Origin of the sequence: Burkholderia sp. MBR-1 (assembly GCF_013822785.1) — a bacterium.
Taxonomy (GTDB): domain Bacteria; phylum Pseudomonadota; class Gammaproteobacteria; order Burkholderiales; family Burkholderiaceae; genus Burkholderia; species Burkholderia vietnamiensis.
On sequence record NZ_CP053609.1, the window covers coordinates 248162 to 271169 of the forward strand.

The following is a 23008-nucleotide window of genomic DNA, read 5'->3' on the forward strand; positions in this document are numbered from 1 at the left end:
GGACGAAATGCCGCGCGACCCGTTACTTCGACGACAGCGACGCGAACATCTCGTCGCGCGCCTCACGCGCTTCCTGCGGCGACAGCCCTTCGATCTTCACGCGGCCCGTGCCGGCATGCACGAGGCCGATCATCTTCGCGGCGGCATACGACAGGTCGAGCACGCGGCCGCGCTTGAACGGCCCGCGATCGTTGACCTTCACGACGACCCACTTGCCGGTCGACGCGTTGGTCACCTTGATGTACGAAGACAGCGGCAGCGTCCGGTGCGCGGCGGTCAGCGCGTTCATGTTGAAGCGCTCGCCGTTCGCGGTGCGGCGGCCGTGGAAATCGCGGCCATACCACGACGCGCGGCCGGTCTGACGGAATTCGGACACGTCGGCGCCGTCGATCGGCTCGGCATCGGCGAGCGATGCCTTCTTCGCGTCCTTGCTGTCCGCGGCCGGCATCGACGCCAGCGCGGAATCGAAATTCAGTTGCTGCTTGTCGTCGTCCGCCTTCGCGGCGGCAGCGGTCTTGTTGACCGCACCCTTCTGGTTGGCGCTGCCGGTGGTCTGGCTGGACGGCACGGCACAGCCCGTCAGCGCAAAAAATAAAGCAATGGTCCCGAATCGAGTCGGAAATCGAAAATTCATCGACGTGTCGCCTTCTGGTTCGGGCCGCATCGATACAACGCTGCTGAACAACGCAGATACGCGGCCCGGACGGCAAATGCGGGCACGCCCCGCTCGGATGCGAGCAGGCGGCTAGCATGGGCGCGGCTTTCGTCTCTGCCGCAACCGTCCTGATTAGTTTTCACGTCTGGCGCAACCTGTCCCCGGCAGCCTGACCAGACCCCACATGCCGCCATCGAACATGGCTCTCACGTTCGCGTGCGTCGCTTACGGCCAACGCACAGGAACGGCGGCACAGGCCTCATCCGGCGGCGCGGCAGCTAGGCCGCAAGACGGGCGCGCAGCACCCGGCCGGACAAGACGTGAGCACCGAACGTCGGTGCTGGATACACCGCCGGACTCCCCGGCGGTCGATGCTTGACGGTGAATCCGACGCCCCGTTTAACGGGGCCGAAACACCAGCGAACTGCGTGAAATTCACGCACAGTGGGCCGCATTATACATAAATCAAAACGCTGTCTCGAAAAGCGCCCCCGCCGGACCATTGATTCTCTCTATGGCCGTAACAATCGGGATGCTCGGGGAATGCCCGTAGAAGCGCGCCGCGCGGCGCGGCGCCACGCCCACATGCGGCGCGTGCGACCGGTACAATCGCTCCTTTTAGCCGCCGGTGCCTCCATGAAAGTCACGCTCATTCCGGTCACGCCGTTCCAGCAGAACTGCTCGCTGCTCGTCTGCGAAAAGACCGGCCGCGCCGCCGTCGTCGATCCCGGCGGCGATCTCGAACGCATCGAACAGGAGATCGCGCGGCAGAACGTGCAGCTCGAGAAAGTGCTGCTCACGCACGGCCACGTCGATCACTGCGCGGGCGCGAAGGCGCTCGCGACGCACTACGGCGTGCCGATCGTGGGCCCGCAGGAAGACGAGCGCTTCTGGATCGAGCAGTTGCCGACGCAGAGTCAGCGCTTCGGCTTCCCGGCCGCCGAAGCGTTCGAGCCCGACCAGTGGCTGCACGACGGCGACACCGTCCGGTTCGGCGACGAGACGCTCGAGGTCTACCACTGCCCCGGCCACACGCCCGGCCACGTGGTGTTCTTCAGCCGCGCGCATCGCGTCGCGATCGTCGGCGACGTGCTGTTCGCCGGCTCGATCGGCCGCACCGATTTCCCGCGCGGCAATCACGCCGACCTCGTGCGTTCGATCAAGGAAAAGCTGTGGCCGCTCGGCGACGACGTCACCTTCGTGCCGGGCCACGGTCCGGTGTCGACCTTCGGCGACGAGCGCCGCACGAACCCGTTCGTGTCCGACAAGGTATTTGGATGAACCAGACCGCCATTCCCGAAATCTACGTCAGCACCGACGTCGAAGCCGACGGCCCGATCCCCGGCCCGCACTCGATGCTGAGCTTCGCATCGGCCGCCTATACCGAGGACAAGCAGCTGATCGCGACGTTCTCGGCGAACCTCGAGACGCTGCCGGGCGCACACGCGCATCCGGTGCAGGAAGCGTGGTGGAAAACCGAGCCCGAGGCATGGGCCGCGTGCCGGACCGACCTGCAGGCGCCCGAGAAGGCGCTCGTCGCGTACGTCGAGTGGGTCGAGGCGCTGCCCGGCAAACCGGTGTTCGTCGCGATGCCGGCCGGCTTCGATTTCACGTTCATGTTCTGGTACATGATGCGCTACGCGGGACGTTGTCCGTTCTCGTGGTCGGCGCTCGACATCAAGACGCTCGCGTTCGCGATGACTGGGCTGCCGTACCGCAAGGCGATCAAGCCGCGCTTTCCGAAACACTGGTTCGACGATCATCCGCACACGCACGTCGCGCTCGACGACGCGATCGAGCAAGGCGCGCTGTTCTGCAACATGCTCGCCGACCTGCGTCGTCAGCAGGCGGCGCTCGCCGGCCTCGCGGTCGCCGACACGGACCGTTCGGAGCAGGCAGGCGCGGGACAAAATCCTACGGATCCGCGCGCAAATTAGCGAATCTCGCTCAACCACGCGCCGCCAGATTGCCTTTCCTTTCCCGGCCCTCTAACATTGAGCGTGTTGTAGCTGCCGCATGGAGGCGCAGGTGACGCTCGATTCCTTTTCGCAAAAAATCCTTCGCCTGTTGCAGCTCGACGCGCGCCGTTCGGTTCAGGAAATCTCGGACCAGGTCGGCCTGTCGAGCACGCCGTGCTGGCGTCGCATCAAGGACATGGAACAGTCCGGCGTGATCCAGCGCTACACCGCGCTGCTCGATCGCGAGAAGCTCGGCCTGCACGTATGCGCGCTCGCGCACGTGCACCTGACTCGCCACAACGAGGGCGGCGTCGAGCAGTTCGAGCGCGAGATCTCGACCTGCCCGGAAGTGACCGAGTGCTACAGCACGACCGGCGAAGCCGATTACATCCTCAAGATCGTCGCGCCCGACATCAAGGCTTACGACGTGTTCCTGCACGAACGGATCTTCAAGATCCCGGCCGTGTCGCAGGTGCGCACGAGCGTCGTGCTGCGCGAAATCAAATTCGACACGCAACTGCCGCTGTAACACGCCGCCCACGCACGTCGGCGCCGCTCACGCTTTCATCGGCAAGGCGCGCGTGAAGCCGATCCGGCGCGCGCCGAATTGGCGCTTCAACGCATCCAGATCGAGCCGCTCGGCGAGCGCCGCGTCGGTATCGCCGGCGCCCGCGTCGAGCGTCACGTCGACCTCGAGCCCCGTGCTCAGATAGTGCAGGTTGATGGTGGCCGCATGCAGCCCGCGCTGCGCGAGCGCGGCCTCGAGCCGCGCGGTGATCTCGGCGCGCGGCGGCAGCGCGAGCGCCGGACGGCGCGCGGTGTCGTTCTCCGGGTCGACGTGGATCAGCGCGTCGAGCACGCGCGGGTCGGACAGCACGCGCGCCCGCGCGTTCTCCGCGATGTAGTGACCTTCCGATACGGAAATCATCGGGTCGACCAGAATGTGGGCGTCGACCAGCGCCGCGTCGCCCATCTTGCGCGTGCGCAGCTCGTGCACGTCGCGCACGCCGGGCGTCGCCGCGAGCAGCGCCTGGATCTCGGCCGTGGCGGTGGTGTCGAGCGCACGGTCCGACAGGTCCTGCAACGCGTCGTAGCCGAAGGTCCAGCCCATGCGCGCGACCATGAAGCCGACGATCGCCGCGGCGATCGGGTCGAGCAACCGCACGCCGGCGAGGCTGCCGACGATGCCGATCGCGACGACCAGCGACGACGCAGCATCCGAACGCGCATGCCATGCGTTCGCGACGAGCATCGCCGAGCGCACGCGCCGCGCCTCGCGCAGCATGTAGCGGAACAATCCTTCTTTCGACACGAGCACGGTCAGCGCGACGATCAGCGCGGAAAAATGCACGGCCGGAATGTTCTCGAGATTGACCAGGCGATTGCCGGCGCGCCACAACATGCCGATACCGACCGCGATCAGGATCGCGCCGAGAAACAATGACGCGACGGTCTCGTAGCGGCTGTGCCCGTAATTGTGATCCTCATCCGGCGACGCACCGCTATGGCGATTCGCGATCAGCACCACAAAATCGGAGATCAAATCGGAAATCGAATGAATCCCGTCGGCAATCAATGCCTGCGAGTGCGCGACCGCGCCCACCGCGATCTGGAATGTCGCAAGTACGACATTCAGCACGATACTGACCAGGGTGCTCTTGCGCGCGACCGCGTGCTTATCCGCGCTTTGCGCGTCGCCTGAAAACGAGGACATGAAATACGAGATAACGGTTGAGATAGGTGATTCTATCAAACCAATCTCGCCGGGCATTCCGTTAACACGGATTTTTCCCGTTAAATCAGACGCTTATGCGAACCGGTTGCATTTTCATTCACGCCGAGCGTGACGTTTCCGTGACATTTTCCTTACATTTTCGTATCACGATGCAAAAAAGGCCGCACTCCTCGACGGAGACGCGGCCTTCTTTCGGCACCGACTCAATCAGTCGTTTAAATCGCGAACTGATCGCGGTTCTTGCCGGCGATCCAGCGCGGCGGCTTGCCGCGGCCCGACCACGTCGCGCCCGATTCCGGGTCGCGGTACTTTGCTGCCACACCGGCGCGCGGACGGCCGACCTTGCCCGCCTTCGCACGGCTGAGACCGAGTTCGGCGAGCGAAAAGCCGTAGTCGGCAATTTTCTGCTTCACGTCATTCAGCACTTCCGCGTATTCACGCGACTTTGCTTCTTCGATTTGCTTCTCCAGCTTCTCCCGCTGGGCGAGCAGGTCCTTGTAAGAAGACATAGTTTTCCTTTCGATATGATCAATGGCGCCGGTCTTGGGCCGGTTCACCATTCATGGAATATTTGTGCCTCGGATTTTCGAAGGCAGAGATTAGCACAAAACAGATTTGATAGAGCGCGTTTCACGAAAATACACAGATCGTTTTCAATTCGGCCGTGTCATTTTGACCTGCCGCGGCCTTATCTCAAATTTTTACGCGGTTGCATAGAGATTAGGACATTACCGATCCACTAATTGGACTTTCAACATACGCAATTACCCTGCATACGGAAAATCAAACCTTTCATCGGACGACAGGTTTGCGAAAAAGTATGCAATAAAGCAATGCTATGCGCGGCGGTGCGACGTCACGCCGCAGCGCGCGCACTCGCAATCAATTGCTCGCTCAATTGCTCGCGCAGCGCAGGCGGGCCAGCGTCGGCCGGCAGCGGCGCGAACGGCGTGCGCAGCCGTCGGCCGTCGAGGCGCCAGTCGGCGCCGTGGCGATCGACACCGAGCAGATCGAGCCCGTCGCGGCGCACGTCGCTCGACTCGTACGCATCCCATAAGGCGCGCTCGTCGTCGAATCCGAGCGGTGGCAACGCGTCGAGCGCCGCGCCGTCGACCCACCCCATCCGCCCGAACCCGGCGATATAGCGCAGCCGCTCGATGTCGAGCGCCCAGAACGTGAAATCGCCGAGCGCGAGATAACGTGCGGCGCCCGGTTCGTAACGCGTGTAACGCGCGGCGACATGCGGATCGTCGCCGAGCGGCACGAAACGCCCGACGAGTGTCGCGCGCTCGGCATTCAGCACGTCCCCGTCGCGCGCGTCGACGACGAGAAAGCCCGCGCGCGGATCGGCGACGAGATTGCGCGTGTGCTCCGCGAGGCCGCTCACGAGAATCACGGGCCGATGCGCCGCATCGGGCGCGAACGGCACGATCGTCGGATACGGAAAACCCTGCGGCTCGCGCGCGTGGGTCGCGAGCGTACCGAGCGCGCAGCGATGCAGTAAATGCAGTGGCAGGGCGGGGTCGATGTTCACGGTGACTCCTGCGGTCGAAAGGCATGGAATGGAAATGTCAGCAGCGCGCGACGCCGATATGCCGCGCGCACGCAGCTTGCTGCATCGATGTTACTCGCGGCGGTCGCCGGCCGACCATTGGCCGAAAGGCAGATGAGGCGCGCGCCGGCACGCCCGCCAAGCTGGAAACGGCAGACGACATCTCGCTCGCCCGACACACTCCGAACGCCTGGAGCACCAGCCCACAACGCCGGCAAGATCGTAAGCGCTTCGATAAAATCGGACGAATCCAGCCAGCGCCGCGCGCCCATCCATCGCCCCACCCGAGAGCGTCCCGTGTCCGAATCTCCGTCCCGATCCCCGTCCGACTTCGCCGCGCCGCCCGACGCGCATCGCGCGCTCGCGTTGCCGGTTCGCCGGCGCGCCCGCACGGCCACGATGGCGCTGTTCTTCGTGGCGGGCATGATGTACGCGTCGTGGGGCGTGCATGTCCCGACCGTGCGCGACAAGTTCGAGCTCAGCCCCGGACTGCTGTCGGTCGCGTTGTTCGCGGTCGCGGGCGGCTCGATCGCCGCGATGCTGACGATCGCGCGCTGGATCGCGCGCGTCGGCTCGCGCACCGCGTGCCTGACCGGCGGGCTCGTGATGTCGGCCTGCGCGGCGCTGATCCTCGTCGTGCCCGAGTACTGGATGCTCGTCGCCGCGCTCGCGCTGTTCGGCTTTTCGATGGCCACGCTCGACGTCGCGATGAACGCCGAGGCGAGCGCCGTCGAGATCGCGCTCGGCAGGCCGATCATGTCGGCGCTGCACGGAATGTTCAGCCTCGGCGGGATGGCCGGGGCGGCGGCCGGCGGCGCGCTGCTGTCGGCCGGCATGGCGCCGGCCGTGCACCTCGCGCTCGCGGCAGCCGTCTGTGCGGCGGTGCTGCTGGCCGCGAGCCCCGCGGTGCTGCCGCACATCCCGCATCACGAAGCGGCACACGGCGGCGGCAACCGCTGGCGCTCGCCCGCGCTGTGGATGCTCGGCGGCATCGCACTGGTTGCGTTGATCGCCGAAGGCGCGATGTACGACTGGGCGACCGTTTATATGCGCGACGTCGTCGCGGCGAGCCCCGCGCTCGCGAGCGCCGCGTATGCGGCGTTCTCCGGCGGGATGGCGCTCGCGCGCTTCGCCGGCGACGCGGTGCGCGCCCGCTTCGGCGCGCCGCAGCTCGTGTTCGCGAGCGCGTCGCTCGGCTGCGCGGGCATGGTCGGCGCGCTGTTGCTGCCGAATCCGATCGCGGTGCTGACCGGCTTCACGCTGATGGGCCTCGGCCTCGCCAACCTGATGCCGGTGCTGTTCGCGGCCGCGGCGCGCGTCGAAGGCATTCACGCGGCCGAAGGGCTCGCGCACGTCGCCGGGCTCGCGTATTTCGGCTTGCTGTTCGGCCCGGTCGTGATCGGTGCGGTCGCGCAGGCAGCGAACCTGACGGCCGCGCTGTCGGTCGTCGCGATCTGTGCGGCGCTCGTCGCGGCGGTCGCGCCGAAGGTGCTCGCGCATCTGAAGATCTGAGCGCCTGCCGCGCACCGCCCAGAAAGAAAGCGCGCCTGCGTTTCCGCAGGCGCGCTTTCACCCCTCCGTCGGCCGCTTGTCGGCTTACATCTTCACTTCGTCGAGCAGCGTCTTCTTGCCGCTCTTGTAGTTGTACAGCGAGATCACGCCGTGCTGCAGGTCGCCCTTCGAGTCGAAGGTCGTCGTGCCGATCACGCCGGTGTACTTCGTCGCCGGCATTGCCGCGAGGATCTTCGCCGGATCCGTCGAGTTCGCGCGCTTCATCGCGTCGGCGATGATGTACACGGCGTCATACGTGAACGGCGCGTAGATCTGGATCGGCTGGCCGAAACGCTTCTCGTACTTCGCCTTGAACGCGGCGCCGCCCGGCATCTTCTCGAGCGATGCACCGGCTTCCGAGCACACGATGTTGTCGGTCGCTTCGCCGGCCAGATCGGCCAGCTTTTCCGTGCAGACGCCGTCGCCCGCGAAGATCTTCGCGCGCAGGCCGAGCTGCTTCGCCTGCTTCGCGAACGGACCGCCGGTGGCGTCCATGCCGCCGTACATGATCGCATCCGGATTCTCACCCTTGATCTTGGTCAGAATCGCGCGGAAGTCGACCGCCTTGTCGTTGGTCGCGTCGTGCGACAGCACCTTCAGGCCGAGCGCCTTGGCCTTCTTCTCGAATTCGTTCGCGAGACCCTGGCCGTATGCGGTCGAATCGTCGACCACCGCTACGCTCTTGATGCCCTTCGAGTGCGCGTAGTTCGCGAGTGCCGGGCCCTGCTGCGCGTCGGTCGCGACCACGCGGTAGGTGGTCTTGAAGCCTTGCTGCGTGTAGGCCGGGTTGGTCGCCGACGGCGAGATCTGCACGATGCCCGCGTCGCTGTAGATCTTCGATGCCGGGATCGTCGTGCCCGAGTTCAGGTGGCCGACCACCGCGACGACCTTGTCGTCGACCAGCTTCTGCGCAACCTGCGTGGCCTGGCGCGGGTCGGCCGCGTCGTCCTGCGCGTCGAGTTGCAGCGTGATCTTCTGGCCGCCGATCGTGAGACCCTTGGCGTTGATCTCTTCGACAGCGAGACGCGCGCCGTTTTCGTTGTCCTTGCCCAGGTGTGCAATGCCGCCCGTCAACGGCGCGACGTGGCCGATCTTGACGACTTGATCGGCGGCCGCGTTGCTTGCAGCTGCAGCACACAGCATCGCAGCTGCGGTGATCGGCAACAGCTTTTGCATCTTGATATTCATGTAAGTCTCCAGTTTCGGTCCCATAAAACGCCATCGCCCGGTGCCCCGCTGCCATCCCTGTGTTTGCATCACTGGACGATTCGCCGGGTGCATCGTTCATGCACTTGGCCTCAAGCACGTGAAAACAGCCGCTTTTAGCCGCCGCCCGCCCGTACTTGCGCGCAAGTGTAGGTGATCAAATTAATTTGTGGGACTTTTTTGAGGTAGTGGTAACACTACCGATACGGGCGCTTTCGAGCGCTTCCTCGAATATCGCTGCAAGCCAAGCCGGATAAGGGTTTCCGATAGTTTCGCCCGCGCCGTTGCGACGGCATTTCAGTGCGTCGTCGCGCGTTTCGATTCTGTATTTTTTGCGCTGGATCATTGAATGAAACGCGCGTGACGATACGCGCGTCTGCACAATGCTCGAGCAACGGTTGCGCCGCATCCTCGATGTGCAGCCGCACCGCGCGGGCCGTGACGGTTCGCTGCGCGCGGCCCGCGCACCGCTTCATGCGGCCATCGCGCGCCATTCGGCGTCGAGCGCGTCGACGAGTTGCGCAGCGCTCAGCGCCGCGTCGCGTCGTCGCGTGAGCGGCGCGCCCTGCCCGGCCCACAGCGACAGATAGTCGCCGTCGTTGGCGCGGGCAGCCGCCTGGCGCAGCGGCTGGGTCAGCGCGTTCTGCACCGGATACGGCGGCACCTCGGCCACATGCTCGCCGAGTCGCGCCATCAGCGTGTTGCGCAAGCCGCGCGCATGGCGCCCGGTGATCGCGCGCGTGACCTGCGTCGAGGTATCGGCGCTCGCGCGCACCCGCGCCTTCCAGTCCGCCGCGATCGCGCTTTCCGCACAGGTGAGGAACGCGGTGCCGAGCTGCGCGGCCTGCGCGCCGAGTGCGAGCGCCGCGGCGATGCCGCGGCCGTCCATGATGCCGCCGGCCGCGAGCACCGGCAGGCCGGTCGCATCGACGAGTTGCGGCACCAGCGCGAACGTGCCGATCAGCGCGTCGTCGGCCGAGCCGATGAAGGTGCCGCGATGGCCGCCGGCCTCGGCGCCCTGCGCGGCCAGCGCGTCGGCGCCGGCCGCCTGCCATGCGAGGCCCTCGGCCACGTGCGTCGCGGTGCCGATCACGTAGGTGCCGGCCGCCTTCAGGCGCGCGACGTCGGCGGCGTCGAGCACGCCGAACGTGAAGCTCGCGACCGGCACGCGCAACGCGACGAGCGCATCGAGTTGCGCGCGGAAGTCGGGCGCGTAGCGCACGGGCGCCGCGCCGGGCGGCAAACCGAGCGCCGCGTTCAGCGGATCGATCGCGGCGAGTGCGCGCGCAACCGTCGCCGCGTCGGGCGACGCGGGCTGCAACACGAACAGGTTCACGGCGAACGCGCGCGCGGTCGCCGCGCGAATCGCCGCGACTTCGGCGACGAGCCGCTCGGGCTCGAACGCGCCGCACGCGAGGCTGCCGAGCGCGCCCGCATTGGATGCGGCCGCGACCATCGCGGCGGTGCTTGCGCCGACCATCGGTGCCTGCACGAGCGGCAGACGCAGGCCGAAACGCTCGGCGAACGGAGTGGAAAAGATACGGGCGGGCATGGCGGAATCCTTCGATGACGATGCGAGAAAGCGCTTTGTAATGGGATATGCGTCGACTTTATCGAAGCCGCGCTGCACCGAAAAATGAATAATCGAGATCGAAACGATCGCTGCGGGAGAAGCGGCGGGGAGTGGCTCGACACGCGGCTCGACAAACGACTCGGGACGCAGGAGGCCCTTCGAAAGCGCGTCGACAAGAGGGCCGGCCAAGCGCAACAGCGGTCCCGAGCATCTGCCGCAAAACCGAGGAAGCCACCCGCGCGCCCATCTCTGCGGCGCCCTGCACCACCCCCCGATTGATGGCACACTAGGCCGCCCTCTCTTACCCGCGGCGCGCACCGCGCGCCCGCTCGCCAGGAGTTCACACGTGACAGCCCAATGGATCGACATTCCGACCGGTAGCGACAGCTTCGGCGGCTACCTCGCACTCCCCAAGCGCGGCACCGGCCCCGCCGTCGTCATCATCCAGGAGATCTTCGGCGTGAACGCGCACATCCGCGCGGTCGCCGACCAGTACGCCGCCGACGGCTTCGTCGCGCTCGCGCCCGACGTGTTCTGGCGCACGCAGCCGCGCGTCGAGCTGACCTACGACGGCGCCGATCGCGACAAGGGCATCGAGCTGATGAAGAAGACCGACATCGGCCTCGCGGTAGCGGACATCGGCGCGGCCGCGGACGCATTGCGCGCACGCGCGGACGTCGCCGGCAAGGTCGCGGCGATCGGCTACTGCTTCGGCGGCCAGCTCGCCTACCGCGCGGCGGCGGCCGGCACGGTCGACGCGGCGGTCGCCTATTACGGCGGCGGCATCCAGAATGCGCTCGACCTCGCGGATAAAGTCACGCAGCCGATCCTGTTCCACTACGCGGAGAACGACCACGCGATCCCGCTCGACGCGGTCGAGCAGGTGAAAGGCGCGTTCGCGGGCCGCGGCAACGCCTCGTTCCACGTGTACCCCGACGCGAGCCACGGCTTCAACTGCCCGGATCGCGCGTCGTACCATCAGCGCGCGTCGGCGCTCGCGCACGGCCGCACGCTGACGTTCCTCGCCGAACAGCTGTAGTCGCAGCCGGCGGCCCCGGCACGCCGCGGCCGCGTTATCCTCGCTCGATCGTCACGCGTCACAACGGGGGTGAGCGCGATGCAGTCGGACTATCTCGGATATGACGCGATCGGCCTCGCCGCGCTGGTGCGCGAGCGCGCCGCGAGCCCGCGCGAACTGCTCGACGCCGCGATCGCGCAGGCCGAAGCCGTCAACGGCGCGATCAACGCGATCGTGCTGCAGGACTACGACGCCGCGCGCCAGCGCGCCGAAGCGGCCGCCGGCGCCGACGCGCCGTTCGCCGGCGTGCCGTATCTCGTCAAGGATCTGTCCGCGGCGGTGGCCGGGTTGCCGATGTCGATGGGCAGCCGGCACTACCGCTACTTCGTGCCCGCCGACGATTCGCCGCTGATCGCGCGCAGCCGCGCCGCCGGACTCAACGTGTTCGGCAAGACCAACACGTCGGAACTCGGCCAAATGCCGTACACCGAGCCCGCGCTGTTCGGCGCGTGCCGCAATCCGTGGAACCTCGATCACACGCCGGGTGGCTCGAGCGGCGGCGCGGCCGCGGCCGTCGCGGCCGGCATCGTGCCGCTCGCGCATGCATCCGACGGCGGCGGCTCGATCCGCATCCCCGCGTCGTGCTGCGGGCTGTTCGGGCTGAAGCCGAGCCGCAATCCGCTGCTGGTCGACCAGCCGTCGAACGGCGAACTGGTGGTGCAGCACGCGGTGTCGCGCAGCGTGCGCGACAGCGCGCTGCTGCTCGACGTGACGACCGGACAGACGCTGCCGCCCGGCGCGCCCGGCACCTTTCTCGGCGAACTCGACACGCCGCCCGGCCCGCTGCGCGTCGGGCTGGTGGTCGATCCGATGCTCGCGCCGGCGCTCGCCGACGACACGCGCGCGGCGCTCGCCGATGCGGCCGCGCTGCTCGAATCGCTCGGCCATCACGTGGAACCCGCGACGCTGCACCTCGACCATGCACGCGTGGCCGAAACCTTTCTGACGCTGTGGGCGACGATCGCCGACGAGCTCGTGCTCGGCGCGCGCACGCTCACCGGGCGCACGCCGCGCCGCTCGGAATTCGAGCCGGCGACGTGGGCGATGGCCGTGGTCGGCCGGCGCGTCGCCCGCGCGCGGCTGCACGACGTGCTCGAATGGCAGCGCCAGCTGACCGTGCAGGTGGCCGGCCTCGTGTCGCGCTACGACGTGATCCTGTGCGCGACGCTCGCGGGGCCGCCGGTGCGGATCGGCGAGCTGCAGCCGAGCGCCCTCGAAACCGCGCAGATGAAGCTGCTCGGCGCGCTGCCGGTGAAGCCGCTGTTGCGCGAGATGCTCGCGCGGGCGTCGCAGAAGGCGTTCGCATGGGCCGGCTGCACCGAGCTGTTCAACCTGACCGGACAGCCGGCGATGTCGGTGCCGCTCTACTGGAACGCGCGCGGTCTGCCGATCGGCGTGCAGTTCGCCGCGCGCCACACCGACGACGCCTTGCTGCTGAAGCTCGCGCGCCAGCTCGAACAGGCGCGGCCGTGGTTCGACCGTCGGCCGCCGCTGATGCAGGCGCAGCGCTGAGCGCGCCCGGCCCGCACCGGCGCACCGGCGCACGGCGATAAAAAAGCCCCGCCGGCATGACCGACGGGGCTGTCGCGTGCGCGCGTCTGGCTGTGCTCACATCGTCAGGCGTTCGCAGATGGTGCGCGTCGCGGCTGCCGCGTTCAGCGTGTAGAAGTGCAGCCCCGGCACGCCCGCATCGATCAGGCGCTGGCACAGGCCCGTGACGACATCGGCGCCGAACGCGCGGATCGCGTCGCGATCGTCGCCGAAGCTCTCGAGCCGGCGCGCGACCCAGCGCGGCACTTCCGCGCCGCACATTTCCGAGAAGCGCATCAGTTGCGAGAAGTTCGTGATCGGCATGATGCCCGGCACGATCGGCACGTCGACGCCGAGCTTGCGCGCATCGTCGACGAAGCGGAAGTACGCGTCGGCGTTGAAGAAGTACTGCGTGATCGCCGAATTCGCGCCGGCCTTCACCTTGCGCGCGAAGTTCTGCAGATCGGCCGCGGGCGAGCGCGATTGCGGGTGGTATTCCGGATAGCCGGCGACTTCGATGTGGAACCAGTCGCCGTGCTCGGCGCGGATGAAGCTGACGAGCTCGGACGCATAGCGCAGCTCGCCGACCTCGCCCATCCCCGACGGCAGGTCGCCGCGCAGCGCGACGATGTGCCGGATGCCGTGCGAGCGGTACTGGTCGAGGATCGCGCGCAGGCTGTCGCGCGACGAGCCGATGCACGACAGGTGCGGCGCGGCCTCGAGGCCGTCCTTCTGCATGTCGAGCACGGTGTCGAGCGTGCCCTGCTGCGTCGAGCCGCCGGCGCCGAACGTCACGGAGACGAATTTCGGCTTCAGCGGCAGCAGCTGCGCACGCGTCGCGCGCAGCTTCTCGACGCCGTCCGCCGTCTTCGGCGGGAAGAATTCAAACGAGAGTTCGATCGGTTTCATGATTCGCAAGAGTGGGCGCGGCCGTCAGCCGATGTCGCGCTGCCCGAAGATCAGCGCCGACAGCAGCCACGACACGATGCTGTACAGGATCGAACCGAAGAACGCCGACCAGAACCCCGACACCTCGAACCCCTTCAGCAGCGACGACGCGAACCAGAAGCACAGCGCGTTCACGACGAGGATGAAGACCCCGAGCGTGACGATCGTGACCGGCAGCGTCAGCAGGATCAGCACCGGACGGATCACCGTGTTGATCAGGCCGAGCACGACCGCGACGATCAGCGCGGTGCCGAAGCTCTTGATGTGGATCGACGGCACGAGGTACGTGATGATCAGCAGCGCAAGGGCGTTGATGACCCAGGTGAGGATGACGCTCATGGAGGGCTCCGGTTCGGTTGTCGATCTGGACGGTCAGTGCATCGGGTCGGCGCCGCCGGCCGCGCCGCGCGCGAGCGCACGCGGCGTGACGAGCGGCGCTCCGGCGCCGCGCCGCCGCACCGCGCACGGCCGAAACGGCACGCACGCGGCGCGGCGGCGGCGGTGCATCAGTAGCGGTAGTGGTTCGGCTTGAACGGGCCGTCCTTCTCCACGCCGATGTACGCGGCCTGCTCGTCGGACAGCACGGACAGGTTCGCGCCGATGCGCGCGAGGTGCAGGCGCGCAACCTTCTCGTCGAGATGCTTCGGCAGCACGTAGACCTTGTTCTCGTACTGTTCGCCGCGCGTGAACAGCTCGATCTGCGCGAGCGTCTGGTTCGCGAACGAGTTCGACATCACGAACGACGGGTGGCCGGTCGCGCAGCCGAGGTTCACCAGGCGGCCTTCGGCCAGCAGGATCACGCGCTTGCCGTCCGGGAAGATGATGTGGTCGACCTGCGGCTTGATGTTTTCCCACTGGTACTGGCGCGTCGACGCGACGTCGATTTCCGAGTCGAAGTGGCCGATGTTGCAGACGATCGCGTTGTGACGCATCGCCTTCATGTGATCGTGGTTGATCACGTGGTAGTTGCCGGTCGCCGTCACGAAGATGTCGGCCTTGTCGGCCGCGTATTCCATCGTCACGACGCGGTAGCCTTCCATCGCCGCCTGCAGCGCGCAGATCGGATCGATTTCGGTGACCCACACGGTCGCGCCCAGGCCGCGCAGCGACTGCGCGCAGCCCTTGCCCACGTCGCCGTAGCCCGCGACGACCGCGACCTTGCCCGCGATCATCACGTCGGTGGCGCGCTTGATGCCGTCGACGAGCGATTCGCGGCAGCCGTACAGGTTGTCGAACTTCGACTTGGTGACCGAGTCGTTCACGTTGAACGCCGGGAACGGCAGGCGGCCGTCCTTTTCCATCTGGTACAGGCGGTGCACGCCCGTCGTCGTCTCTTCGGTCACGCCCTTGATGTGCGCGAGGCGCTTCGAGTACCAGTTCGCGTCGATGTCGAGGTGCTTCGCGATCGACTTGTACAGCGCGACTTCTTCCTCGTTGGTCGGCTTCGCGATCACCGAACGGTCCTGCTCGGCCTTCGAGCCGAGGATCAGCAGCAGCGTCGCATCGCCGCCGTCGTCCAGGATCATGTTCGCGAATTCGCCGTTCGGCCATTCGAAGATGCGGTGCGAGAACTCCCAGTATTCGTCGAGCGATTCGCCCTTGAACGCGAACACCGGCGTGCCGGTCTCGACAATCGCGGCGGCCGCGTGGTCCTGCGTCGAGAAGATGTTGCACGAGGCCCAGCGGACTTCGGCGCCGAGCGCCTTCAGCGTCTCGATCAGCACGCCGGTCTGGATCGTCATGTGCAGCGAACCGGCGATGCGCGCGCCCTTCAGCGGCTGCTGCGCCTTGTATTCGTCGCGAATCTGCACGAGGCCCGGCATTTCGGTCTCGGCGATGTTCAGCTCCTTGCGGCCCCAGCCGGCAAGCGCCATGTCGGCGACGACGTAATCGTTGGAAACTTGCGAATCGATAATGGCGTTCATCACGCCCTCCTTTCTAAAAAAGTTCTAGAAATTGGTGACGTGAGCGCCGTTCAGGAAGCGGAGCCGGCGCGAATTTCGCCGCACGGCTGCTTGGTGAAGCTTTCCGAGCCTGGCGGACACAGGCGGTCCGTCGCAACGCTCCTCGGAAAACGGGAAGGATTGTAGCAAATCGTGGCGAGAAATGGGGGGTTGGGCGGGCGGCCGCACGCGCGGCGTCGGCGCGCGCGACGCCCGCCGCTGCCGCTCAGTTCTCCGCGCCGACCCACGCCTGCTCGCGCAGCCGCGCGCGCAGGCGCGCGACCGCCTGGCTGTGCAGCTGGCACACGCGCGACTCGCTCACTTCGAGCACCGCGCCGATCTCGCGCAGATTCAGCCCGCGCTCGTAGTACAGCGACATCAGCAGCTTCTCGCGCTCGGGCAGCCGGTCGATCGCATCGACCAGCGCGCCGCGCAGATGGTCGTCGAGCAGCGCCGACAGCGGATCGGCGTGATCGACGCGATAGCGGTCGAGGAACGGCTCGTCGTCGGCCGCGCGGTCGAAATCCTCGTAGTAGATCAGCTGGCTGCCGTGCAGGTCCTGCAGCATCTCCTGATATTCGTCGAGCGGCATCTTCAGGTGCTGCGCGATCTCGGCCTCGCTCGCCGAACGGCCGAGCTGCTGCTCGACCTGGTGCACCGCGTGTTCGACCTCGCGCGACGTCTTGCGCAGGCTGCGCGGCAGCCAGTCGTTGCTGCGCAGCTCGTCGAGCATCGCGCCGCGGATGCGCTGGGTCGCGTAGGTTTCGAACTGCGCGCCCTGGTCTTCCTTGTAGCGGCCGGCCGCGTCCATCAGGCCGATCATGCCGGCCTGGATCAGGTCGTCGAGGTCCACGCTCGCCGGCATCTTCGCGACGAGCTGCAGGCCCAGGCGCCGCACGAGCGGCGCGTATTGCGCGAGCACGTCGGCCTGGGTCATCTTTCCTTGAGCGTTGTACATCATGGCTCTCTCCTTGCGGTGGCGCTCACGCGGCGTGCGCCGCACCGGCCTCGTAAGACGGCTTGCCGCCCCCGTGCACGGCGCGGCCGGAGCCGGGGCGCGGGCGCATCGGCCAGTACAGCAGGTCGCCGGCGATCTGCCGGTAGTCGCGCGCGGCGACCGACGACGGGAACGCATCGACCGCGGTATGCATCAGCTCGCGCGCGTGCTCGACGAGCGGATCGGCGCTCACGCAGCCGGCATCGGCGATCGACACCGTCAGGTAGCGGCTCGCGACGCCCGCGAGGTTGTCGAAGGCGGTCTTCGCGTCCGCGTGGCTGCCGACGTGATTGGTCAGCACGCGGAACTGCGCGACCGCGTGCGCGAAATGCAGGCGCTTCATGCACGCGTATGCCTCGGTGATCGCCTGCGCGGCCACGCGCGTGACGATCAGCACGTCGTGCGCCTCGCGCGCGAGCTCGGAGAACGCGCCGTCCGCGCCGAGCTGCGCATCGACCAGCACGATGTCGGCCTGGCCGTCGACGAAGTCGCTCAGCTGCTCGTCGCTGTAGCCATCGCGCGCGAAGCCCGCGGCCGCGCACAGCGCGAAGCCGGCCGGCGTGCGCGTGCGGTCGCCGTCGCGCAGCCATGCGCCGGCGAGCGTCGCCGTGGCCGAATGCACGTCGGTGCGCTCGTCGACGACGAGCACGTCCTTGCCCAGCGCGCTCAGCGCCGCTGCCAGATTCACGACGGCCGCCGTGCAGCCGACGCCCAGCGGGCCGCCCGTCACCGCGACGATGCGCGACGCCCGCCCGGCCAGCAGGCGCCGGAGTCCTTCGGCCTGGTCGATGATCCGTTTATCCAAATCGCACCTCGTGCAGTTCGGCGGTGGACCGCGCGGTCAGCGCGGACAGCAGCGTCGGCATGTCCTCGTCCTGCGGCACGAACGGCGAGCCGTCGCGCGGCACGCAGAACGCGCTCTTCAGCAGGAACCGGGTCGACGCGACGTACAGGTTTTCCGGCACTTTCTGGCCGGTCGACACGTAGTGGACCGGCAGCTTGTAGCGGATCACCGTGTCGAGCACGCCGCCGAGATGGGTCGCCTCGTCGAGCTTCGTCAGGATGCAGCCGGCCAGATCGGGCGTCGGCCCGTGCGGATGCTCGCCCGCGCTGCGGTATGCCTGAACGACTTCGTTGAGCGTGTCGCCGTGGCTCGTCGCGTTCAGCAGCAACAGGCGCTGCACCGGTGCGTTCGCGCCGTGCAGCATCGCGATCTGGTCGGACAGCGCGCGATCGCGCTGGCTCATGCCGATCGTGTCGATCAGCACGATGTGCTTGTTGCGCAGCTCGGACAGCGCGAGCGCGAGGTCGCCCGCGTCCTTCACCGCATGCACCGGCACGCCGAGGATCTTGCCGAAGATGCGCAATTGCTCGTGGCCGCCGATCCGGTAGCTGTCGGTGGTCAGCAGCGCGACCTTGCTCGCGCCGAAGCGCATCACGCAGCGCGCGGCGAGCTTCGCGGTGGTGGTGGTCTTGCCGACGCCCGTCGGCCCCATCAGCGCGAACACGCCGCCGCGCTCCATCAGCGCGTCTTCGCTTTCGAGCACCGGCAGGTTCGCGGCGAGTACCGATTGCGCCCATTCGGCCGCCTGTTCGAAGCTCTGCGCGCCGTCGCCGGACGGCAGGTTGTCGACCAGCATCCGCACCAGCTGCGCGGAAAAACCGGCCGAGAACAGATGCTTGGTCAGCGCGCCGTGCACCGGGCTGCGGCGCTGGCGGTCATGCCACATCAGGCTGTCGAACTGCTCCTCCATCATCCCGCGCATCGCGCCGAGCTCGTTCATCACCGTGTCGTTGACGATGCTTTCGATCCGCACCTTCACCGCATCGGCCACCGCGGCGGCCGCATCGGCGGGCAGGCGCGTGCGCTCGGCCGGCTTCTCGGCGCGGGCGTCGTTCGCACGCGCAGGCGGCGCCATCCGGCGCTCGGCATCGCGCACGATGTCGCGCGCCCAGCCGGCCGGCGCCGCGGGTGCCGCGTCGTGGCGTGCACGCGTGGGCGCGGCGGGCGCGGCCGGCGCGCCCTGCAGGCGGGCGTTGAGCGCTTCGCGCTGCTGCGTGAGGCGCTTCGCATGCTCGACGAGCCATGCGGCCGGTTCGGCCGGCGCTGCGGCGGGCGCGCCGGCGGCCGGCGCCGGCGCCGGCTCGGCCGACGACGCTGCCGCGGCGCTCGACTGCGCCTCGGCGTGGTGGGCGGCATCGAAGGCGGCCGCTTCGGACGTCTGGATCGTGTCGGCGCTCGCGCCGAACACCGACGAGAACACGTCGGGCAGCCCGCCGTCGCCGGCTGCGTAGGGATTGACGGCCGGATTGACGACCGGGCGCGGGAACGTCGCGCCGGGGCGCGTCACGATGCCCGGCACGGCGGCGGCCGGCACCGATTCCGGCATGCGCGGCACGGCGGCGCGCACGCGTGCGGCGGCCTGCGGCGCGACCGCGGCGAGATCCGAGTCGGCGAGTGCGACGATTTCGACGCTGCCGTCATCGAGCGTGCGGTTCGACAGCACGACGGCATCGGCGCCGAGTGCCTCGCGCACGAGACGCAGCGCGTCGCGGCTCGTCGCGCCGGTGAATTTGCGAATGTTCAAGCGGAACCCCCGATGACGTTAACGACTTTGATCGTGCGTGTGTCCGGCACTTCGGCGTACGACAGCACTTTCAGTTGCGGCAGGCTGCGGCGCAGGAAGCGCGCGAGCATCGCGCGCAGCGCGTGCTGCACCAGCAGCACCGGCGGCAGCCCGAGATTCTGTTGACGCAGCATCGCCTGTTGCGTGCCGGTCAGAAGGTTGTGCGCGAGGCCGGGCTCGAGGCCCGGGTTCGCGCCGGTCGCGAGCGCCTGCGACAGCACGCGCTCGAGATTCGAGTCGAGGCCCATCACCTGCATCTCGCCCGCGCCCGGATACCACTGCTGCGTGATCGCACGGCCGAGCGACAGGCGCACCGCGGCGGTGATCTCGTACGCGTCGCCGCGGCCCGCGTGCTCGGACACGGACTCGAGGATCGTGCGCATGTCGCGGATCGGCACGCCTTCCTCGAGCAGGTTCTGCAGCACTTTCTGCAGCGTGGTGAGCGAGATCGTCTTCGGGATCAGGTCCTCGACGAGCGACGGCGCGTCCTTGCCGGTGCGCTCGACGAGCGACTGCACTTCCTGACGGCCGAGCAGCTCGGCCGCGTGCTGCACCACCAGATGGTTCAGGTGCGTCGCGACCACCGTGCTCGCGTCGACCACCGTGTAGCCGTACACCTGCGCCTGTTCGCGCATCGCGACGTCGATCCACACGGCCGGCAGCCCGAACGCCGGGTCCTGCGTCACCGCGCCGGGCAGCGCGGCCGTCACCTGGCCGGGGTTGATCGCGAGCCACTGGCCCGGGAACACCTCGCCCGCGCCGATCTCGACGCCCTTCAGCGCGATCCGGTATGCGTTCGGCCGCAGCTCGAGGTTGTCGCGAATGTGGATCACCGGCGGCAGGAAGCCGATCTCCTGCGCGAACTTCTTGCGGATGCTCTTGATGCGCTTGAGCAGCTCGCCGTCGCTGTTCTTGTCGACCAGCGGAATCAGCCGGTAGCCGACTTCGAGGCCGAGCGGGTCGATCAGCTGCACGTCGTCCCAGGTCGCCTCGTGGCTGTCGCTCGGCAGCGCGGCGGGCGGCGCGATCTCGGTCACGTCGCCGGCCGCCTTGCGGGCCGCCGCGCGGCGCACCTGCGTGCGCGCCAGCCAGATCGCGCCGCCGCCGAGGGCGAGGAACGCGAAGTGCGGCATGCCGGGGATCAGGCCCATCAGCACGATGATCGCGCCGGTGATGGTCAGCACGCGCGGGTTGGTGAACAGCTGGCCGGTGATCTGCGTGCCGATGTCCTCGTCGGTCGCGACGCGCGACACGATCACGCCGGCCGCCGTCGAAATCACGAGCGACGGGATCTGCGCGACGAGGCCGTCGCCGATCGTCAGCAGCGTGTAGTTGGTGCCAGCCGCCGCGAAGCTCATGTCGTGCTGGACCATCCCGACGATCAGCCCGCCGATCACGTTGATCGCCATGATGATCAGGCCGGCGATCGCGTCGCCGCGCACGAACTTCGACGCGCCGTCCATCGACCCGTAGAACTCGGCTTCCTGCGCGACGGCCTGGCGGCGCTTGCGCGCCTGCTCTTCGTTGATGAGGCCCGCGTTGAGGTCGGCGTCGATCGCCATCTGCTTGCCGGGCATCGCGTCGAGCGTGAAGCGCGCGGACACTTCGGCGATCCGCCCCGCGCCCTTCGTGATCACCATGAAGTTGATGATCATCAGAATCACGAACACGACGATGCCGACCGCGAAGTTGCCGCCGACGAGGAAGTGCCCGAACGCCTCGATCACCTGGCCGGCCGCGTCGGGGCCGGTGTGGCCTTCGAGCAGCACGACGCGCGTCGACGCGACGTTCAGCGACAGGCGCAGCAGCGTCGAGAACAGCAGCACGCTCGGGAACGCGGCGAAGTCGAGCGGCTTCATCGTGTACATGCTGACGAGCAGCACCATCACCGACAGCGCGATGTTGAAGGTGAACAGCAGATCCAGCAGCAGCGGCGGCAGCGGCAGGATCATCATCCCCAAAATCATGCAGATGAGGACCGGGCCCGCGAGGCCGCGCAGGTTCGCGCCGGCGAACGGGTTCGGGCGCTTCGCGAACAGGCCGGTGGTCGGAGTGCTCATGCCGCGTTTCCTTGCTTGCCGAGCGCGTCCTCGGCTTCTTCACGCGCGTCGTCGGCCGATACCGACGCGCCCTTGTCCAGCTCGGCCGGCACGTCGATGTCGACGGGCGCGGCGGGGAACGCGCCGCCTTCCGAGCGGAAGCGCTTCAGCTGATAGACCCACGCGAGCACCTCGGCGACGGCCGAGTAGAGCGAGCCGGGAATCTCGCGTTCGAGTTCGACGTTGTGATACAGCGCACGCGCGAGCGGCGGCGCCTCGAGCAGCGGCACGTTGTGCTCGGCCGCGAGCTCGCGGATGCGCGCGGCGACGAGGTTCACGCCCTTCGCGACGACCTTCGGCGCACGCATCTCGCCGTCGGTGTATTGCAGCGCGACCGCGAAGTGCGTCGGGTTGGTGACGACCACGTCGGCCTTCGGCACGGCGGCCATCATCCGGCGCCGCGCGATCGCGCGCTGCTGCTGGCGGATGCGGCCCTTCACGTGCGGATCGCCTTCGTTCTCGCGATGCTCGCGCTTCACTTCTTCCTTCGTCATGCGCAACTTCTTGTTGTACTGCCAGAGTTGGTAAGGCACGTCGAGACCGGCCAGCACCAGCATCCCGGCGACCGTCGTGCCGCAGCACACGGCGACCAGATGAAGCGCATCGGCGAGCGCCGCGCCGAGCGGCTGGGTCGCGAGGCCGAGCAGCTCGTCCTTGCTGCGCCAGATCGCGACTCCGCCGATGCCGCCGACGACCATCGTCTTGGCCACCGACATCGCCAGCTGGATCGGCCCCTGGATCGAGAACATGCGGCCGAGGCCCGCGATCGGGTCGAGGCGGTCGAACTTCAGCTCGAACGTCTTCTGCGAGATCAGCCAGCCGCCGAGCGCCATCGGCGCGAGCAGGGCGGCGAGGCCCGTGAGGGCGAGGATCGGCAGCACCGCGGCGAGGCCTTCGGCGCTCGCCGTGCCGGCGGCCGACAGCATCCGGTGCGTGTCGAACGCGGTCGCGCGGTCGAAGGTGAACGCACTGCGCAGCATCGTCTGCAGATGGGCGCCCGACGGCCCCGACACGAGCCACGTGCCGTAGAACCCGGCCGCGAGCAGCGCGAACGAAGCCAGCTCGCGCGAACGCGCGACCTGCCCCTCCTCGCGCGCCTTCTCGCGGCGTCTCGGAGTGGCGGCTTCGGTTCTGTCGAGATCGCTCTCGTCTGCCACGGGGCCTCCAGTCGGGTACGGCGAAATGCCGTTTTCCAGTGACACCGATTATTCATGCGCGCGTCAAACGCCGATCGGTCGAGCAAAGCCGTGAAAGGGGGGTATTTCGGGGAATCGGGTGAGGGCGTGCGGCAGGCGGTGGGCGGCGGGGGTTCGGCGATGGATGGGGGGATGCTGCGGCGGCGGGACACGCGTTCGCGGGTGGGCGATGCGGGGGAAATGCGGTGGGGATGGAGGGAGCCGAGGGTTGGCGGGCCGGCTAAGGCGGCTAAGGCGGCTAAGGCGGCTAAGGCGGCTAAGGCGGCTAAGGCGGCTAAGGCGGCTAAGGCGGCTGAGGCGGCTGAGGCGGCGGTGGGCGGTGGGAGCGAACGGCGGGCGGGCCGGAGTATTTAAGCCTGA

Annotated in this window: 20 protein-coding genes and 1 riboswitch; of the genes, 6 read left to right on the plus strand and 14 right to left on the minus strand. The window is 67.9% G+C overall.

The features are described 5' to 3' along the window. Positions 1-22 precede the first annotated feature (22 nt). Positions 23-634, minus strand: a complete 612-nt coding sequence (locus MBR110_RS01210) for a septal ring lytic transglycosylase RlpA family protein (protein ID WP_014722250.1) — start codon at positions 632-634, stop codon at positions 23-25. 657 nt (positions 635-1291) lie between these two features. Between MBR110_RS01210 and MBR110_RS01215 the strand changes: the two genes are divergently transcribed. From MBR110_RS01215 to MBR110_RS01225, 3 genes are all read left to right on the plus strand, one after another. Continuing rightward, positions 1292-1936 (plus strand): MBL fold metallo-hydrolase, encoded by a 645-nt coding sequence (locus MBR110_RS01215; RefSeq protein WP_011882935.1) that lies wholly within the window; start codon positions 1292-1294, stop codon positions 1934-1936. Continuing rightward, complete coding sequence (locus MBR110_RS01220; RefSeq protein ID WP_011882934.1) at positions 1933-2592, plus strand: exonuclease; 660 nt, start codon at positions 1933-1935, stop codon at positions 2590-2592. The genes MBR110_RS01215 and MBR110_RS01220 overlap by 4 nt, the downstream gene beginning before the upstream one ends. A gap of 79 nt (positions 2593-2671) precedes the next feature. After that, positions 2672-3142, plus strand: a complete 471-nt coding sequence (locus MBR110_RS01225) for an Lrp/AsnC family transcriptional regulator (RefSeq protein WP_011882933.1) — start codon at positions 2672-2674, stop codon at positions 3140-3142. Positions 3143-3169: 27 nt separating this feature from the next. On the opposite strand, the gene MBR110_RS01230 is transcribed toward MBR110_RS01225, so the two are convergent. The 3 genes from MBR110_RS01230 to MBR110_RS01240 form a co-directional block, all read right to left on the minus strand. Continuing rightward, entirely contained in the window at positions 3170-4327 is a 1158-nt protein-coding gene (locus MBR110_RS01230; protein ID WP_034192927.1) for a cation diffusion facilitator family transporter, read from the minus strand. A 236-nt stretch (positions 4328-4563) separates the two neighbouring features. Beyond that, the gene (locus tag MBR110_RS01235; RefSeq protein ID WP_011882931.1) at positions 4564-4857 is read right to left on the minus strand and encodes an H-NS histone family protein; all 294 of its coding nucleotides are present in this window, start codon (positions 4855-4857) and stop codon (positions 4564-4566) included. A gap of 347 nt (positions 4858-5204) precedes the next feature. Then, a complete protein-coding gene (locus MBR110_RS01240) occupies positions 5205-5882 on the minus strand; it encodes a HugZ family pyridoxamine 5'-phosphate oxidase (RefSeq protein ID WP_011882930.1) in 678 nt (225 codons plus the stop codon). Between the two features lie 315 nt (positions 5883-6197). Here MBR110_RS01240 and MBR110_RS01245 point away from each other — a divergent pair, with 315 nt between their 5' ends. Continuing rightward, on the plus strand, positions 6198-7412 hold the full coding sequence (locus MBR110_RS01245; RefSeq protein ID WP_043290649.1) for an MFS transporter: 1215 nt from the start codon (positions 6198-6200) through the stop codon (positions 7410-7412). Between the two features lie 84 nt (positions 7413-7496). Here the strand turns inward: MBR110_RS01245 and MBR110_RS01250 are convergent, their stop codons facing one another. Together MBR110_RS01250 and MBR110_RS01255 are read right to left on the minus strand one after the other, a co-directional pair. After that, the gene (locus tag MBR110_RS01250) at positions 7497-8639 is read right to left on the minus strand and encodes a branched-chain amino acid ABC transporter substrate-binding protein (RefSeq protein ID WP_011882928.1); all 1143 of its coding nucleotides are present in this window, start codon (positions 8637-8639) and stop codon (positions 7497-7499) included. A gap of 490 nt (positions 8640-9129) precedes the next feature. After that, complete coding sequence (locus tag MBR110_RS01255) at positions 9130-10209, minus strand: NAD(P)H-dependent flavin oxidoreductase (protein WP_045579418.1); 1080 nt, start codon at positions 10207-10209, stop codon at positions 9130-9132. A 367-nt stretch (positions 10210-10576) separates the two neighbouring features. On the opposite strand from MBR110_RS01255, the gene MBR110_RS01260 reads away from it, so the two are divergent. Both MBR110_RS01260 and MBR110_RS01265 read left to right on the plus strand, forming a co-directional pair. After that, positions 10577-11269, plus strand: coding sequence for a dienelactone hydrolase family protein (locus MBR110_RS01260; protein WP_011882926.1), 693 nt, complete (start codon positions 10577-10579; stop codon positions 11267-11269). A gap of 78 nt (positions 11270-11347) precedes the next feature. Further along, positions 11348-12820: an amidase gene (locus tag MBR110_RS01265; RefSeq protein WP_181709134.1), complete on the plus strand. Its 1473-nt coding sequence runs from the start codon at positions 11348-11350 to the stop codon at positions 12818-12820. A 96-nt stretch (positions 12821-12916) separates the two neighbouring features. Here MBR110_RS01265 and metF read toward each other — a convergent pair whose 3' ends face one another. From metF to flhB, 8 genes are all read right to left on the minus strand, one after another. Further along, the gene (gene metF, locus MBR110_RS01270) at positions 12917-13747 is read right to left on the minus strand and encodes a methylenetetrahydrofolate reductase [NAD(P)H] (RefSeq protein ID WP_011882924.1); all 831 of its coding nucleotides are present in this window, start codon (positions 13745-13747) and stop codon (positions 12917-12919) included. Between the two features lie 24 nt (positions 13748-13771). Beyond that, complete coding sequence (locus MBR110_RS01275) at positions 13772-14125, minus strand: phage holin family protein (RefSeq protein WP_011882923.1); 354 nt, start codon at positions 14123-14125, stop codon at positions 13772-13774. 167 nt (positions 14126-14292) lie between these two features. After that, a complete protein-coding gene (gene ahcY / locus MBR110_RS01280) occupies positions 14293-15711 on the minus strand; it encodes an adenosylhomocysteinase (RefSeq protein ID WP_011882922.1) in 1419 nt (472 codons plus the stop codon). Between the two features lie 34 nt (positions 15712-15745). Further along, positions 15746-15861, minus strand: a riboswitch (S-adenosyl-L-homocysteine riboswitch). A gap of 94 nt (positions 15862-15955) precedes the next feature. Next, a complete protein-coding gene (locus MBR110_RS01285; protein WP_011882921.1) occupies positions 15956-16690 on the minus strand; it encodes an RNA polymerase sigma factor FliA in 735 nt (244 codons plus the stop codon). Positions 16691-16712: 22 nt separating this feature from the next. Then, positions 16713-17531 (minus strand): MinD/ParA family ATP-binding protein, encoded by an 819-nt coding sequence (locus tag MBR110_RS01290; protein ID WP_175949371.1) that lies wholly within the window; start codon positions 17529-17531, stop codon positions 16713-16715. Beyond that, positions 17524-19314 carry a flagellar biosynthesis protein FlhF gene (gene flhF, locus MBR110_RS01295; RefSeq protein ID WP_060044680.1) on the minus strand — a complete coding sequence of 597 codons (1791 nt, stop codon included), beginning with the start codon at positions 19312-19314 and terminating at the stop codon, positions 17524-17526. Before flhF ends, MBR110_RS01290 begins: the two co-directional genes overlap by 8 nt. Beyond that, complete coding sequence (flhA, locus tag MBR110_RS01300; RefSeq protein WP_034192934.1) at positions 19311-21413, minus strand: flagellar biosynthesis protein FlhA; 2103 nt, start codon at positions 21411-21413, stop codon at positions 19311-19313. The genes flhF and flhA overlap by 4 nt, the downstream gene beginning before the upstream one ends. Further along, positions 21410-22609 carry a flagellar biosynthesis protein FlhB gene (gene flhB, locus MBR110_RS01305; RefSeq protein WP_011882917.1) on the minus strand — a complete coding sequence of 400 codons (1200 nt, stop codon included), beginning with the start codon at positions 22607-22609 and terminating at the stop codon, positions 21410-21412. The genes flhA and flhB overlap by 4 nt, the downstream gene beginning before the upstream one ends. Between the last annotated feature and the right edge of the window lie 399 nt (positions 22610-23008).

Coding starts and splice junctions, on each gene's coding strand:
- MBR110_RS01210 (WP_014722250.1), bottom strand. CDS start 634: ATGAATTTTCGATTTCCGACTCGATTCGGGACCATTGCTTTATTTTTT.
- MBR110_RS01215 (WP_011882935.1), top strand. CDS start 1,292: ATGAAAGTCACGCTCATTCCGGTCACGCCGTTCCAGCAGAACTGCTCG.
- MBR110_RS01220 (WP_011882934.1), top strand. CDS start 1,933: ATGAACCAGACCGCCATTCCCGAAATCTACGTCAGCACCGACGTCGAA.
- MBR110_RS01225 (WP_011882933.1), top strand. CDS start 2,672: ATGGAGGCGCAGGTGACGCTCGATTCCTTTTCGCAAAAAATCCTTCGC.
- MBR110_RS01230 (WP_034192927.1), bottom strand. CDS start 4,327: ATGTCCTCGTTTTCAGGCGACGCGCAAAGCGCGGATAAGCACGCGGTC.
- MBR110_RS01235 (WP_011882931.1), bottom strand. CDS start 4,857: ATGTCTTCTTACAAGGACCTGCTCGCCCAGCGGGAGAAGCTGGAGAAG.
- MBR110_RS01250 (WP_011882928.1), bottom strand. CDS start 8,639: ATGAATATCAAGATGCAAAAGCTGTTGCCGATCACCGCAGCTGCGATG.
- MBR110_RS01255 (WP_045579418.1), bottom strand. CDS start 10,209: ATGCCCGCCCGTATCTTTTCCACTCCGTTCGCCGAGCGTTTCGGCCTG.
- MBR110_RS01265 (WP_181709134.1), top strand. CDS start 11,348: ATGCAGTCGGACTATCTCGGATATGACGCGATCGGCCTCGCCGCGCTG.
- metF (WP_011882924.1), bottom strand. CDS start 13,747: ATGAAACCGATCGAACTCTCGTTTGAATTCTTCCCGCCGAAGACGGCG.
- MBR110_RS01275 (WP_011882923.1), bottom strand. CDS start 14,125: ATGAGCGTCATCCTCACCTGGGTCATCAACGCCCTTGCGCTGCTGATC.
- ahcY (WP_011882922.1), bottom strand. CDS start 15,711: ATGAACGCCATTATCGATTCGCAAGTTTCCAACGATTACGTCGTCGCC.
- MBR110_RS01285 (WP_011882921.1), bottom strand. CDS start 16,690: ATGATGTACAACGCTCAAGGAAAGATGACCCAGGCCGACGTGCTCGCG.
- flhA (WP_034192934.1), bottom strand. CDS start 21,413: ATGAGCACTCCGACCACCGGCCTGTTCGCGAAGCGCCCGAACCCGTTC.